A 15,186-nucleotide genomic window follows, 5' to 3' on the forward strand; every position below is an offset into this window, starting at 1 on the left:
TTGGCCTCCAACATTCCGGCCGCAACGGCACATTCCCTTAGCCCGCAGTTAAAAGACGGTAAACGGCCTCGGGTAGGACATACACCGGGCTAGCCGAGATCGGCACGCCGGCGATACCTGACGCATCGGTCGCCAATTTCCGCATCTGCCCGACCACATCCACCAAAACCCATTGCCGCTCAGAGTCGAGTTGTACCGGCCACACACCCTCGCCTTGCTCGCGCCAAAGCATCAGGGTTTCGCCGAAATAACCGGCCTGGACGTTGGCGTCGTGGGTAGCGACCGGCCGATAGGGCAGACCGTCGATCAGCGCGCTGGCGGTGTACAGCGCCGCTTCGCCGGGTTTGTGACCGAGCGAATAATCCCAGATTCGGCCGTAAGCCAGGTCGTATTCATGGGCGATGCAAAACGCCACGCCCAGATAATCAGGGCGGCTATTCACCCAAGCCACGATTTTTGCCACCTGCTCCGCCTGCCAGCGCCGACCACTAAAGCCGTGCATAGCCTTGGCGCCGGTTTCGCCCAGCCAGAACGGCAATTTATTGGTTTTGCCCAGGCTGGCATGAGCCGCCAACACCCCGCGCTCGTCTTCCAACTCGCCGTTGCCGATCGGCCCGCCGAAGCGCGGCGGCCGTTGCGGATAGGCGTGCACATCCCAGGCATCCTGGTGATTATCCAAACCCAGTTGCAACACTTGTTCAAACCAGTCGCCCTCGCCCGGCCGCACCAGGCTGCCGCCCAGGTAATGGGCATCGTTGCGGGCTTGATGGACCATTTGGTATTCCGATTTCGCCCGTTCCAGCCAATGCGCCGGCTCGCGCAGTTTTTGCCATTCCGGCTCGTGGCGAATGTCGATTTCGTTGCTGGCTTTGAAGAAGCGGGTAAAACCTGCAGCAGCATCGACAAAACGGCGGCCGTCTTCAGGTTTGTCGTTCAGCCAATGGCTGTCGCCGGCCGAATCGGCAAACAAGTCCAGGCCGCGCTGCTTGGCCTGTTCCCACAATGGCCGGTATTGCGGATCGAAGCCCGGGTAACTACCCAGGCTTCTGAAAATACCCATCCGCTCCAGCCAATCGAAGTAAGCGCCGGTTTGGCGGAAACTTTTGTCGCCGTCAGCCAAGGCATAGTAATCGTTGTTCCAGACTTTCTTTTGCACCAGCCTTTGCTTTTGGGCGTTGTTGCCGGCGACGACGCTAAAACCGTCGGCCGGATAGTGCATGATCAGCCGACCGTCTTCGGTGTACAAAGACGGATACACCGCGTAATAGCCGGTCTGCGCCAGTGGGCCGAAATCGGTTTCGACCTGGCCGGGGAAGCGGCTGCGAAACTCCCGCTCGGCAATTTGCCGACCGCTGTAATCGACCAACCGCAGACGCAATTTGGCCGGGAAGCGCGGCAGCGGCGTATTCAGTTTGGCTTCCTCCAAAATCGGCTGCCAGCGCAGATCGATACTCAGCTTGATCGACTCACCGGGATGCGGCAGATTGGCCAGGGCAGTATTGAAAATCACCGGCCTGAGTTTGGCGGCGATATGGTTTAAGGCCAGATCGGCGTCGGGATCGGCGGTTTGCGTCTGCAAGCCGTCCAGCGGTTTGCCGCCGGCGTCGGTGAACAGCCCGGCAAAGTAAAAGCGTTGACCCTGATCGTGTTGAATCACCAGTTTCACCAACAGGCTGTGCCAGCCTGGCGCCAGGTTCAAGGTGGCCATTTGCGGTGCTTGCGGCCGCTCGGCGCGGGCGGTGGCCAGTAAGCCTTCTGTGGTCAAGCCGTGCAGCAGGGCTTGAGCTTGAGCGCCCAGCGAGGGCTTGAAGCCCACTGGCGGTAGTCCGTCGTCCGCCAAGGTCAAGGGGCGGCCGTCCAGCCAGGCTGCCGTGTTGATGCCGGACTGGCGCAGATGCAATTGGGCTTGCAGAGGATGGTCGGCGTGCAGATACAACTGGGCGTAGCCGGTGCCGCGCGACCAGCCGTAGGCGTGTTCGGTGCTGTCCATAATCGTGGTTTCACCGTTGGCATCGGTCGCCGCCACCTGCCAGTTGCGTAATTTGCCGCCCATCATTGCCAGACTCAGATAGGACTGATCGGGATTGGGCCTCGATATCGTTTCGGCGTCCAAGCCAAATACCGACAAACCGGCTTGGCCATCCTGCAAACCGCCGACCAGCCAGGCGGCCGGAATGCCGCTTTTTAACGACGCTGGCGTTGGCGCCGGGATTGCCGGGAGTTGCGGCATCCAGCCGATTTGGTCCGGCTCGGCTAGAAATTTTGCCACGCTTGCTGCGTCGGCCGGCTGCGTCAACACGCCCAGCATGGTGTGATGATCGTCGGTGACGATGGCCGCCGGCAATGTCGGTAGATTCAGATCGCGGGCCATGGTTTCGGCGGCTTGGCCGATCAAATAAATCACCGGCACGGTTTGATAATGTGCTCGTGCGGCATCGGCGGCCAAACCGCGAAACAAACGCTCACTGTGTGCGCCGCTACCGTCCAGCACCAGCAAACGCCGCGGACCTTTGGCATCAGGTCTAGTCAAAGCCAGAAAGCGGTTACGCAGTTGCGCCTGCTCGCCGGTCATCGCCGCGGCCAGCGGCTGTTGCAGTTGCAGCACAAAGGCGTCGAACACCTTGGCGCCGTCGGCCTTGCCGCTGTTTTCAATGTTCAGCCAGCGGTCGCCGGGCAACAAAGTCACCGTCTCGGCGGCGGGCAGCCATTGATATTGCCACGGCGTGGTGTTGGTCAGGGCAAATTCGCCGCGGCTCGCCAATTCATCGGGCTTGGCACCGGCCTTGACGCTAAAGCGCTGCTCGACTTGGGAGACCTCGCCGCCGCTTTTGTATCGAGTCCACAGCCGGTATTGGCCGGGCTTGCTGTCCGGAGGCAACGCAAAACGGAAGCTGCCGCTCCAGTCGCCGAAACCGGAATGGAACAACAAGGCTTCGTCTTGTTCAATCGCCAACGCACCGGTATTGGTGCCGGCCTCAGCCGTGCCCTGCACCGCCGTCAGATGAGCCGGTTTCGGCAAATCCAGCAAAGCCGGGGCCTTGCCCAGTTCCAGCAGTAGCGCCGGTTGATTGGCGGTCGCGGTCACCGGCAATCCCGCCCACGGCGATGCCAGCAAAAACGCATCGAACACCTTGGCATCGTGGCCGACGCCGCTGTTGCGCACTTCGATGACCCGGTCGCCAGCCTTGAGTTGAATCGGTTCCGGACCACTCAACCAGGCGTACTCCCAGCCTTTCGGCGTCAGTTGTACGCTGCCGCGTTGTTGCAGATGGTTAACATCCGGCCCGGCCCATATAGCAAAGGTCTGTCGGCACACCGCCGGATCGCCGCCCTGACGCCAGCGTGCCCAAAACCGAAAATCGCCGGAGACGGCCTGAGTCAAATGGAAGCGAAACGCCGCCCGCCATTGACCAAAGCCCGGATGCAATACGTTGACCGCATCCGGCTCGACTTGCCAAACGACCCCGTGCTGAAAATCTGGCAACAGTTGGCCGGAAACAGCTAGTACATTCGCCACTAAGCGGGATGGAGCGCTTGCCGCGCTGCCAAGTTCGAGTAACACGACCGGCTGACCGGTTAGCGCCGAAACCGGTATCCCTGCCGCCTCGTCGCCATCGGCAATCGCCGGTCGCGCACCGGCGATTGCCAACCATGCGACAACCGGTATGGCCACGCGACACCCCCGAATACGGGGGGATGGGAATGTTCGCCAAGACACCAGATAATGCGAAATCTCGGCGGCGAATTGCCGTAGAACGGCCAATGAAAAAATAAGCATGCAAGTCCTTGTCGATTAGCAACACTCCGGGCAGCCCCGGAATCGTAAACATCCCTGTAAACTGCATCATATGACAATCCGCATCGTTTTCCGACAACCGGGAAACGCCAAGGCCGACGCAATACCACTGACAACGCAAATACGATTTTTTGCAGGCCCCGTCACGAATTTCATCAGCCAAGCTATACTATTGCGGATTTACAGACGCTGTCGCCAAGGATGAAATTCAAAAACCTGCTGTCTCTGAAATCCCTGATTGTGCTGGGATTTGTCATTGCCGTGATCCCGCTGTTCCTGGCCGTGATGTACGCTGCATTCGGCATGCGCCAGACATCGGCTTTGGGCCGAACCGTCAATTCGCAAGTATTCGAACAAACCAAAACCATCCGTTTGGTGTTGCAACGAGCCTCCGATATCGAGCGCAAAGCCAAGTTGTTCGTGCTGCTATCCGACCCCGAATTGCGCCAACCTTACGAACGCCAGTCCTACGAAACCGTCCGCGCTTCGTTCAAACAGGCATTGAGCGATCTGTTGAAACTGCAGGTCGACAACCGCATCGCGTTGCTGGTCAACGAATTGTCGGAAAAGGAAAATCTGATTTACCAGCAAATCATCGGCTCGGAGGGCGACAACAACCTGAAACTGCCGCTGGACGAAGCGTTTCAAGGGCTGCGCGAATCGTCATACACGTTGTCGCGCGAGTTCGAAAGCCACGTCGATCATGAATTCAACGAGCTCCGGCAAATGTCGGAATCGCTGGAGCAAGGCTTGCTAATCAGAGGCGCTGCGCTGTTGGCCTTGTCGTCCGCCGCAATTGCGCTGCTGTTGCTGGTGATTTCGCGCTCGATGCGGCAATTGGATTCCTCGATCCGACGTTTGGGTGCCGGGGAACTGAAGGAGCCGGTAGCCGTCAGCGGTCCGTCCGATTTGGCCTTTCTCGGCAACCGCCTGGAATGGTTGCGCACCCGGCTGATGGAGCTGGAATCGTCGAAGCAGCAATTCATACACAACGTCGCCCACGAAATCGAGGCGCCGCTGGCCGGCATCCGCTATGGCGCCGAACAAATGGCCGACGAGGCCGAACTGGATGGCAATCTGCGCCAACAGGACATCGTCCGCAAGCTGGGCGCCAACATCGACAAACTGCAAGCCGTTTCGGACGACTTGCTGCTTTACAGCAAATTGAGCGCGCAAAGCGAAGCCAAACGCAAACAAACTTTGAATATGAAGGAGTTGCTGGAAACGGTGGTCGCCGAGTTTCAACCGGCGCTGGCATCCAAATCGATCGAAATGCGCATGTTGTTGCGGCCGGTGCATATTTCCGGCAACGCCCCACAACTGCGCGGCATCATTGAGCAACTGCTGGACAATGCGGTGAAATTTTCGCCGCCGAAAGGCGAAATCCGCATCATGCTGCGCGATACCGGCACTCAGATGGAGCTGGAAGTCGAAGACGAAGGCCCGGGAATTCCACTGGACGAACGGGCCCACGCCTTCGAACCGTTCTACCGCGGCAAGGCGGCGCAGGCCGAGGACATTCCGGAAGGTCCGGGCCTGGGGCTGGCCATCGTCAAGGAATACGTCGCCAACCACCAGGGCAATGTCGAAATCATCGACGCCCGACAAGACCAACACGGCGCCCGTATCCGGGTGCAATTGCCGCTAAACGGGGAGTTCTAAACCAACCATGACGTTTTTCAACCCGCGCCTGTTACTACCGGCGCCGCTGATTCTATTATTCGCCGGCTGCGCCGAAGTCGATTCCAACGTGCGGCAGGGGCCGCCGGTGGCCGCCGCCGCACCGACCGTCCATTCCGACTTCGAGGATTTGCTGGATTTCGGCGCCAACCTGGCGGCGATGAACAGCCAAGGCCGAAGCGAAACCTGCCGCGGCCTGGCGAAACGGCATAAGGAAAACCCGGACAAGACCATAACCCTGCAATTGATGACCGGCCGCCTGTTGTCGGACGCCTGCGGCGACATCCCGAAAATCCTGGACGAATTGGCCGACATCCCGCCGGAAAGCTACGCCGATGACCGCACCCGCCGACTGGTGGCGATCCATACCGAAGCCTTGAAGCGGATCAACAGCACCAACAAGAAAGTCGGATCATTGGAACGCAAGCAAAAATCGGTGCAGAACGTGCTGGATGCCAAGGAAACCGCCGGTTCGAAAAAAACCGAATCGCACCTGCTGCGGGAAAAGCTGGAAGCCATCCGTTCCATGGAAAAACAGTTGGACGAAACCGGCGACGCCAAATAGCAGCCATGTTTCGGTTTCGGCTGGCCATCGTCATGTTCATTTCGTTCGGCTTCGTCCTCAGCCTGGGCGTGGCCCTGTATCTGGGCGCCGACGAAATGGCCCTGCACTTCCAGCACAGCCAGACTGCTTACGAAACCTTCGACGATTACGAACAGTTGTCGCAGGAAGCCTACCGCCATTTCAAACAGCGGATGGACCGGCTGATTACCGCGAATCCGAATTCGGAAACCGGCGTCGAATCGTCCAAGCGGCGGCTGCAAGCAGCGATCCAGGCGCTGAGGGACACCGCGGTCAAGGAACCGGTGATCGGCGGCGAGACTTGGGTCGACAAGCCGGCCGAGCTGGAACGCGTCGCCCATTTGACGGCGTTTTTGGAAGCCAGCGAATACCGCTTCGAAGAGGTGGAGCGCTTGCGCCTGCAAGGCAAACTGGCGAACGCCGTGCAGGCCTTGACCAAATTTACCGAAGAGGAAATCGACGGCAAATTTCAGCCCTTGATCGATGCCGCGATCGACGCCGAACGCGAAAAGGCCAAGCAAGCCAAGCGCGAATTGGAAAGCCTGGTCCGCCAGTCGCGGCTGACCGCTATCCTGGCGTCCGTGACGGCCGCGCTGTTCAGCCTGATGTCCGGCATCCTGTTGATGCGTCGCTTCCGCCGGCCGATCCAGGCTCTGATGAAAGGTACCGACGAAATCGCCAGCGGCAATCTGGAATACCGGATCAAACTCTATACCCGCGACGAATTCGCTTATCTGGCCAGCCACTTTAATCAAATGGCGCAAGAGCTTGAAGTTCAACAAAACAAGTTGCGCGAAAGCCGGGCGGTACTGGAGCAACGGGTAGCGGAACGGACCTTGGAATTGAATCTGCTGAACGAGGAATTGAAGCGGATGGACAAGGCCCGCCGCGAGTTTTTGGCCGACATCAGCCACGAATTGCGGACGCCGATTACGGTAATCCGCGGCGAGGCCGAAGTCACCTTACGCGGCGAAGATCGCCATACCGAAGAATACAAGGATGCATTACAACGCATCGTCGAGCTGGCGATGCAGCTTGGCAAATACGTCAACGATTTGCTGTTTCTGGCCCGTGCCGAAACCGCCCATCTCCAATTCGAGTGGGGCAAGGTCGATCTGGCCGAGCTGGTCGGCAATGCGGTCGAGGACTTTCAGGTCATGGCCGAGGAGCGTTCGCTCAGCGTATCGTTCTCGGGTCCGGAGCACCCGGTCTGGGTACGCGGCGATAAGCAGCGCTTAAGACAGGTGCTATTTATTTTGGGAGAAAATGCGTGCCGCTACTCAAATCCCGGGGGGCATATTTCGGTAGCCTTATGGGTGCAGGGTAAGGAAGCGAGTTTCAGCCTTACCGACCAGGGGATCGGTATTCCCAGCGGAGATTTGGAACGCATTTTCGAGCGACACTTCCGTAGCGATAACGCGCAAAGTTCGCGCGACGAAGGCTCCGGCCTGGGCCTGCCGATGGCAAAATCGATTACAAAAGCGCACGGCGGGCGCGTTGCGGTGGACAGCCGGGAGAACCTCGGCTCGACCTTTACCGTAACTTTGCCGTTGCTACCCAGTACATAGGAATAAGCACACATGAGCGATAAATACACATCATCCGGTAATTTGAGCGGCATGGGCTACATGCGCGTGCTGCTGGTGGAAGACGACGAACGCATCGTCGATTTCGTCCAGCGCGGCCTGAAGGCGGAAGGCTATTCCGTGGAAGTGGCTCGTACCGGCCAAGAGGCGATTGCCCTCGGCGGCGAAGGTTCGTTCCAGGTGATCGTTCTGGACCTGGGGCTGCCGGACATGAACGGTCGCCAGATTTGCGAACGCCTGCGTGGTAACGGCGTCGATACGCCGGTATTGATGCTGACTGCGCGCGACACCGTGCAGGATAAAGTTTCCGGTCTGCGCGCCGGCGCCGACGATTACATGACCAAGCCGTTTGCTTTCGAGGAATTGCTGGCGCGGATCGAAGTACTGCTACGCCGCCGCGGCGGCGACATCAAATCGGAAGCCAAAGAACTGCGCATCGCCGATCTGGTATTGAATGGCGAAACCCACGAAGTACGCCGCGGCAATACCGCGATCGAGCTGACGCCGAAGGAATTCGCGCTATTGGAATGCTTCATGCGCATGCCCGGCAAGGTCTTGAGCCGTACCCGGATACTGGAGCAGGTTTGGGGCTACAGCGCCGACCCGCTGACCAATGTGGTCGACGTTTACATCCGCCAGTTGCGCCGCAAAATCGACGACGATTACGAACAAAAACTGCTGAAAACGGTACGCGGTTTCGGCTACAAACTGGAAGCGCCTTAAGTCCTGTCTCAAGCCGGCCGGGCGCAGACCGGCCGGGCCGAATTGTCTATAATCCGCGTACCTGACAGCCGCGGCTTATCGCATGCAACTCACCTTACTCGACTCCGACCAACCCGAACAGGCTTTTCCGCCTTTACATAAGGCACTGAAAGAACCCAACGGCCTGCTCGCCTTCGGCGGCTGCCTGTCGCCGAAACGGATCGTCAATGCCTACCGCCACGGCGCGTTTCCCTGGTTCAACCCCGGCGAGCCCATCCTGTGGTGGTCGCCGGACCCACGCCTGGTGCTGTTTCCGGAGCATTTGCAAGTCTCGCGCAGCCTGACCAAAACCCTGCGCAAAGGCCGGTTCGAGATCCGGTACGACACGGCGTTCAAAGAAGTAATTGCTGCCTGCGCCGCGCCGCGTAGCGACAGCGGCGGCACCTGGATCACCGACGACATGCGCCGGGCTTACCTGACCTTGCACCATCTCGGTATTGCCCACAGCTGCGAAGCCTGGCTGGACGGTAAGCTGGCCGGCGGCCTCTACGGTCTGGCCATCGGCCAAGTCTTCTTCGGCGAATCGATGTTCCACCGCGAAACCGACGCCTCGAAAGTGGCGTTCGTCAATCTGGTCGAACGCCTGAGCGGCTGGGGTTACCGTTTGATCGATTGCCAAGTACGCAGCGAACATCTGCTCAGCCTGGGTGCCGAGGAAATTCCGCGCCAACGCTTCGCCGAATTGCTGGAACAGCTTTGCCGGCAAGCCCCCGCGGCCGAGGCCTGGCGCTGATGGGCAGCTTGCCGATTTGGCTGGACGACGAACACGCGTGCGGCTACCTGTCCGACCGGCAGGCCCGCTCCGGCTTCGTGCATCCGTCGGTAACAATGACGCCGCAACTATACTCGCAACTGATCGCGCTCGGCTTCCGCCGCAGCGGCAACTACGTTTACAAACCCTATTGCTCAACTTGCCAGGCTTGCATACCAACCCGGCTGCCGGTCGCCTCGTTCGCGCCGGACCGCCGGCAAAAGCGTTGCCGCAAGCGCAACGTCGATACCCGCAGCGTCGTCAAGCCGGCCGAATTCGACCCCCGCCATTTCGACTTGTACCGGCGTTATCTGGCGGCTCGCCACGACGATCCGCACAAAGAACCGATCGAACCGGATGATTATCTGAATTTTCTGGGCAGCCGCTGGTGCGATACCCGCTTCGTCGAATTTCTGATCGGCGGCCGGCTGGCGGCAGTTGCGGTGGTGGATATCGTCGACGACGGCTTATCGGCGGTCTATACCTTCTTCGATCCCGAGTTCGCCGACTACAGCCCAGGCGTCCATGCCGTGTTATGGCAAATCGAAACCGCCGGGCAATGGGGCTTGCCTTACGTTTATCTGGGCTTTTGGATCGAAGACTGTCGTAAAATGCGCTACAAAATCGAATATCAGCCGCTGCAGGGCTTGATCCGCAACCGGTGGCAACCCCTTTCAAATCATACAATCAACGAGGAATAAGCAGTGCCGAAAGCCAACGAACTGAAACTGGGAACCGCGATCGAAATCAACGGCGAACCGTATGTGGTCAAACACATCGACGTGCGCAACCCGACCTCACGCGGCGCGACGACGCTGTATAAAGTCCGCTTCAACCACATGAAAACCAAGCAGAAGCTGGACGAAACCTTTAAAAGCGACGACATGCTGAAAGCCGCCGATTGTTCGCGCTGCAACGTGCAGTTTTCCTACCAGGACGGCGACACTTACTACTTCATGAACAGCGAGACCTACGACCAATACGCGCTGTCGGCCGAGGATTTGGAAGGTCAAACCTTATACCTGACCGACGGTCTGGACGGCATCATCATGTTGCTGATGGACGACGCGCCGCTCGGCATCCAGTTGCCGACCACGGTAACGCTGCAAATCGTCGAAACCCCGCCGGCCATGAAAGGCTCCAGCGCCACCAAGCGGACCAAGACCGCCAAACTTACCACCGGCCTGGAAGTGCAGATTCCGGAGTACATCGAGTCCGGCGAACTGATCAAGATCAACAGCGAAACCGGCGAGTTCTCCTCGCGCGCCTAAGTGCTTGATGCTAATCAGGCCACCACGTTACGGACGCATTGCCGGGCGTAGGCATTGATGGGCACGTTACTGTCCAGATAGTGATTAAACAATTCATTGATCTTAACCGGATTCAAAAAGGCATAAATGCCGCAGCCGGTTATGGCAATGAATTGCCGGCTCAAGGTTTCGATGAACACAATCCGCAAATTGTTGATTTCGTTAGTTTGATGCATAGTTTCCATGACACTCTCCCGAGGCTGTTGATCGAACTCGATCAAGTAAATGCATTAGTTGCGCCAGCAGAAAAACCCCTATAAAAATCAGAATCATAAATCCTGGTCGGTATTATCGGCGGCCCATTCGGTGACGACCTGCCGTCACGGCTTACGGTATCTCGTACCGGCGCAGTTTTCGCTTCACTCCGGCGTCATCCGCCACCCTTGTTCGCACCGAAAATCCAGGTATCGATCCGGGTCGGTTTGGCAGACCGGGAATTGAGGCTTGGATCAAGGGTAATGGTGGCAGTGATGTTTGTCGGTGGCGCGCACCACTGTCCGGCCGTGACTTTTTTCACAGTGACCGGGCCAAAACGGCGGGCGCCAGCGCCCCTGGTCCATCGATAGCCAAGACCGGGGATATTTAGATACCGCCGCAGTTGAGCGCCACCGGGCAATGCAGTATAGTGCCGCGGCATGAAGATTCGGCCGATGTTTACCGCACCCACAGCAAGCCGCGCGCCGGCTGCCACCCGCTTGCCGTCCGGGCTGCCTCTAAGACTGCTGCCCTGAGGGGCGTGCAATCTTTCTTAATCAAGTAAAATCACCCTTTTCCATATTCTCGGCTCGAGGCCGAACGTTTCATGAACGGAGCCCTCATGAAAGACCAATTGATTATTTTCGATACCACCTTGCGCGACGGCGAACAAAGCCCCGGCGCGTCGATGACTCGCGACGAAAAAGTCCGCATCGCGCGGGCGCTGGAGCGAATGAAAGTCGACGTCATCGAGGCCGGCTTCCCGGCCGCCAGCCAGGGCGATTTCGAGGCAGTCCAAGCCGTCGCCGATGCGATCAAAGACAGCACCGTCTGCGGCTTGGCGCGGGCGCTGGACAAGGACATCGACCGCGCCGGCGAAGCCTTGAAAGGCGCTAAAAGTTCGCGGATTCACACCTTCATTGCCACCTCGCCGATCCACATGGCGAAGAAGCTGAACATGCAGCCCGACCAGGTCATCGAGTACGCGGTCCGCGCGGTCAAACGCGCCCGCCAGTACACCGACAACGTCGAGTTCTCGCCGGAAGACGCCGGCCGCTCGGAAGAGGATTTCCTGTGCCGGATCTTGGAGGCGGTGATCGACGCCGGTGCCACTACTCTGAACATCCCGGACACGGTCGGTTACAGCATGCCGCAACAGTTCGGCGCCACCATCGCCAATTTGATTCAGCGGATACCCAACTCGGACAAGGCCATCTTCTCGGTGCATTGCCATAACGACTTGGGTTTGGCCGTGGCCAACTCGCTGGCGGCGGTGATGAACGGCGCCCGCCAGGTCGAATGCACCATCAACGGTTTGGGCGAGCGCGCCGGCAACGCCTCGCTGGAAGAAGTGGTGATGGCGATCCGCACCCGCCAGGACTTCTTTCAATGCGACACCCGCCTGGATACCCGCGAGATCGTCACCTGCTCGAAACTGGTGTCGTCGATCACCGGCTTCCCGGTGCAGCCTAACAAAGCGATTGTCGGCGCCAACGCCTTCGCCCACGAATCCGGCATTCATCAGGACGGCGTGCTGAAAAACCGCGAGACTTACGAAATCATGCGCGCCGAGGACGTGGGCTGGACCACCAACCGCATGGTGCTGGGTAAGCATTCCGGCCGCAACGCCTTCAAAACCCGGATGGCGGAATTGGGCGTGGAGTTCGCCGGGGAAGCCGATTTGAACGATGCGTTTTATCGCTTCAAACAACTGGCCGACAAGAAACACGAGATTTTCGACGAAGACTTACAGGCTCTGATTTCCGAACAAAGCTTCGAAGCCGAAGACGAGTACATCAAACTGGTGGCCTTAAAGGTCTGCTCGGAAACCGGCGAAGTACCGAACGCCACCGTGACCATTTTGGTGGACGGCAAGGAAATGACCGGCAGCGCCAGCGGTGGCGGCGCGGTCGACGCCAGCCTGAAAGCTATCGAAAGCCTGGTGAAAACCGGCGCGACGCTGGCTTTGTACTCGGTGAACAACATCACCACCGGCACCGATTCGCAGGGCGAAGTGACCATCCGGTTGGAAAACGCCGGCCGCATCGTCAACGGTTCCGGCGCCGATACCGACATCGTCATCGCCTCGGCCAAGGCCTACATCAACGCGGTCAACAAGTTGCAAAGTCCCGAGCAGCGCCAGCATCCGCAGAAAGGCGATGTCTAACCGCTAACGATGGAAGAATCGGTCCGCTTGCAATATTTGGAGGCGATGGGCATCGATGTCTGGGTTCCCCGGCATCCACCCGTCGTCGCCAAGCAAGCATTCGACGATTCCGAAAACGTAGGGTGGGCATCGCAATCCGAAGCCCACCGCGTCGTCTTCCCCGATAACGAAGCTGCGCCAACACAGGAACAACCAACCACGGGCGAAACTGCCGTCAATCGCCAGCACGCTGAACCGGCACCGCCAACCGCCGCATCAGACTCGTCTCATAAATTCGAAAGCGATGCCTTCGCGCCATTACCGCACCACCCCAAACCCCATACCGACGACCTCGCCTGGAAAGACCTGCAACACCAGGTCTCGATCTGCCGCGCTTGTTCGTTGTGCGAGACCCGCACCCAGACCGTGTTCGGCGTCGGCAACAAACACGCGGATTGGCTGCTGATCGGCGAAGCGCCAGGCCGCGACGAAGACTTGCAAGGCGAACCCTTCGTTGGTCGTGCCGGCCAGCTGTTGAACGAAATGATCCGCGCCATCGGCCTGCGCCGCGAGCAAGTCTATATCGCCAATATGCTGAAATGCCGGCCGCCCAACAACCGCGATCCGCAGGCCGATGAGGTCGCTGCCTGCCACGGCTTTTTAAAGCGCCAAATCGAACTGATCCAACCCAAGCTGATTCTGGCTGTCGGCCGCATCGCCGCACAAAACCTGCTGCATACCCAGCAACCGCTGTCGCGGCTGCGCGGCATGCGCCATGAACTGGAAGGCATTCCGCTGACGGTGGTGCACCACCCGGCTTATCTGTTACGCTCGCTGCCCGAAAAAGCCAAAGCTTGGGAAGACCTGCAATTCGCGCTCTCCGTTTACCAATCACTAGAACAATAACAACGATGTGGAAACTGTTACATAAACTGAAATCAGCCGTGGTCTACGACGCCGACCGCGAGTTTTACGCCAAAGTGTTTCCAGACTCGGTGGAGGCGCGCGACCTGCTGCGCTTGCGCAAAATGGACCACGCCGACCTGCCCGGCGTGATGGCGATCGAAACCGTCAATTACGAATTTCCCTGGTCGGAAGGCGTGTTCAAGGATTGCTTCCGGGCCATGAATTACACCAACTGGATTTGCGAAGCGCCGGACGAGACCATCGCCGGCTACGCCATCATTTCGGTCGCCGCCGGCGAAGCCCACATCATGAACATCAGCGTCAACCCGGCGTTTCAACGCCAGGGTGTCGGTCGCAAGATGCTGGAGCATTTGATCGAATACGCCCGCCCCCGCGCCGAAACCCTCTATCTGGAAGTCCGTCCCAGCAACCCCGGCGCGATCCATCTGTACCGCAGCAGCGGCTTCCGCGAAATCGGCATCCGCAAAAATTACTATCCGGCCAAGAACGGCAAGGAAGACGCCATCATGTTTGCGTTGGATCTGGTGCCGATGCTTTGAGCGCGCGAGCGTCGCTAACATAAAACGATAACCACAGGAGACCCGCTATGGCATTTCCCAAACGTTTGGAATACGGCGGCCACGCATTGGTCTGGTCCGGCGACTGGTCCGAAGCCGGCGCTCGCAAAGCCATCGCCGGCGCCGCCCGCGCCGGTTACGACTACATCGAAATCGCCCTGCTCGACCCGTGGCAAATCGACGTCGCCCTGACCAAAGATCTGTTGCAGGAATACAATCTGCGCGCCCACGCCTCGTTGGGTTTGTCCGCCACCACCGATGTCACCAGCACCGACCCGGCCATCGTCGCCAAAGGCGACGAACTGTTGCGCAAGGCCACCGACGTGCTGTACGCATTGGGCGGCAGCGAATTGTGTGGCGTGATCTATTGCGCGCTGGGCAAATATCCCGGCCCGGCATCCAGGGAAAACCGCGCCAATTCGGTGGCGGCGATGCAGCGTCTGGCCGACTATGCCGCCGACAAAGGCATCAATATCGATCTGGAAGTGGTAAACCGCTACGAAACCAACATCATGAATACCGGCCTGGAAGGCCTGGCGTTTCTGGACGAAGTCGACCGGCCGAACGCCTTCCTGCATCTGGATACCTACCATATGAACATCGAGGAAGACGGCATGGCCAAGTCGGTATTGGCCGCCGGCGACCGGCTGGGTTACGTGCATATCGGCGAAAGCCACCGCGGCTACCTGGGTACCGGCAACGTCGATTTCGCCAGTTTCTTCAACGCCTTGAAACAAATCGATTACCGCGGCCCGATCACCTTCGAATCGTTTTCGTCGGAAATCGTCGATCCCAAACTGTCCAACACCCTCTGCGTCTGGCGCAACCTGTGGCACGACTCCGACGACCTGGCCGGCAAAGCCTTGGACTTCATCAAACAGCGCTATTAAGCC

The 15,186-nt window shown here is 58.9% G+C and carries 13 protein-coding genes; 11 read left to right on the forward strand and 2 right to left on the reverse strand.

Annotated features, from left to right (window positions below):
* Window positions 1–37: 37 nt before the first annotated feature.
* Window positions 38–3,673, reverse strand: coding sequence for a hypothetical protein (locus tag ACH518_RS18960; RefSeq protein WP_445371222.1), 3,636 nt, complete (start codon window positions 3,671–3,673; stop codon window positions 38–40).
* A gap of 324 nt (window positions 3,674–3,997) precedes the next feature.
* On the opposite strand from ACH518_RS18960, the gene ACH518_RS18965 reads away from it, so the two are divergent.
* The 7 genes from ACH518_RS18965 to efpL all read left to right on the forward strand — a co-directional run bounded on the left by ACH518_RS18965 (window position 3,998) and on the right by efpL (window position 10,429).
* The gene (locus ACH518_RS18965) at window positions 3,998–5,458 is read left to right on the forward strand and encodes a sensor histidine kinase (protein ID WP_445371223.1); all 1,461 of its coding nucleotides are present in this window, start codon (window positions 3,998–4,000) and stop codon (window positions 5,456–5,458) included.
* A 7-nt stretch (window positions 5,459–5,465) separates the two neighbouring features.
* A complete protein-coding gene (locus tag ACH518_RS18970) occupies window positions 5,466–6,041 on the forward strand; it encodes a hypothetical protein (RefSeq protein ID WP_278211195.1) in 576 nt (191 codons plus the stop codon).
* 5 nt (window positions 6,042–6,046) lie between these two features.
* Window positions 6,047–7,627: an ATP-binding protein gene (locus ACH518_RS18975; RefSeq protein WP_445371224.1), complete on the forward strand. Its 1,581-nt coding sequence runs from the start codon at window positions 6,047–6,049 to the stop codon at window positions 7,625–7,627.
* A gap of 12 nt (window positions 7,628–7,639) precedes the next feature.
* Window positions 7,640–8,368 carry a response regulator transcription factor gene (locus tag ACH518_RS18980; RefSeq protein ID WP_278211193.1) on the forward strand — a complete coding sequence of 243 codons (729 nt, stop codon included), beginning with the start codon at window positions 7,640–7,642 and terminating at the stop codon, window positions 8,366–8,368.
* Between the two features lie 82 nt (window positions 8,369–8,450).
* The gene (gene aat / locus ACH518_RS18985; protein ID WP_140911085.1) at window positions 8,451–9,140 is read left to right on the forward strand and encodes a leucyl/phenylalanyl-tRNA--protein transferase; all 690 of its coding nucleotides are present in this window, start codon (window positions 8,451–8,453) and stop codon (window positions 9,138–9,140) included.
* Complete coding sequence (locus ACH518_RS18990; protein WP_445371225.1) at window positions 9,104–9,859, forward strand: arginyltransferase; 756 nt, start codon at window positions 9,104–9,106, stop codon at window positions 9,857–9,859. The genes aat and ACH518_RS18990 overlap by 37 nt, the downstream gene beginning before the upstream one ends.
* Window positions 9,860–9,862: 3 nt before the next feature.
* On the forward strand, window positions 9,863–10,429 hold the full coding sequence (gene efpL, locus ACH518_RS18995) for an elongation factor P-like protein EfpL (RefSeq protein WP_140911084.1): 567 nt from the start codon (window positions 9,863–9,865) through the stop codon (window positions 10,427–10,429).
* Window positions 10,430–10,443: 14 nt separating this feature from the next.
* On the opposite strand, the gene ACH518_RS19000 is transcribed toward efpL, so the two are convergent.
* Complete coding sequence (locus ACH518_RS19000; RefSeq protein ID WP_445371226.1) at window positions 10,444–10,653, reverse strand: hypothetical protein; 210 nt, start codon at window positions 10,651–10,653, stop codon at window positions 10,444–10,446.
* Between the two features lie 632 nt (window positions 10,654–11,285).
* Between ACH518_RS19000 and ACH518_RS19005 the strand changes: the two genes are divergently transcribed.
* From ACH518_RS19005 to ACH518_RS19020, 4 genes are read left to right on the forward strand one after another with little or no spacing between them, the layout of a single operon-like run.
* Window positions 11,286–12,830: a 2-isopropylmalate synthase gene (locus ACH518_RS19005; protein ID WP_445373019.1), complete on the forward strand. Its 1,545-nt coding sequence runs from the start codon at window positions 11,286–11,288 to the stop codon at window positions 12,828–12,830.
* A 9-nt stretch (window positions 12,831–12,839) separates the two neighbouring features.
* Window positions 12,840–13,715 carry a uracil-DNA glycosylase gene (locus ACH518_RS19010; protein ID WP_445371227.1) on the forward strand — a complete coding sequence of 292 codons (876 nt, stop codon included), beginning with the start codon at window positions 12,840–12,842 and terminating at the stop codon, window positions 13,713–13,715.
* Window positions 13,716–13,720: 5 nt separating this feature from the next.
* A complete protein-coding gene (rimI, locus tag ACH518_RS19015) occupies window positions 13,721–14,275 on the forward strand; it encodes a ribosomal protein S18-alanine N-acetyltransferase (RefSeq protein ID WP_140911081.1) in 555 nt (184 codons plus the stop codon).
* A gap of 47 nt (window positions 14,276–14,322) precedes the next feature.
* Window positions 14,323–15,183 carry a sugar phosphate isomerase/epimerase family protein gene (locus tag ACH518_RS19020; protein ID WP_140911080.1) on the forward strand — a complete coding sequence of 287 codons (861 nt, stop codon included), beginning with the start codon at window positions 14,323–14,325 and terminating at the stop codon, window positions 15,181–15,183.
* Window positions 15,184–15,186 lie beyond the last annotated feature (3 nt).

The sequence above is a fragment of the Methylomonas sp. HW2-6 genome (genome assembly GCF_052474525.1).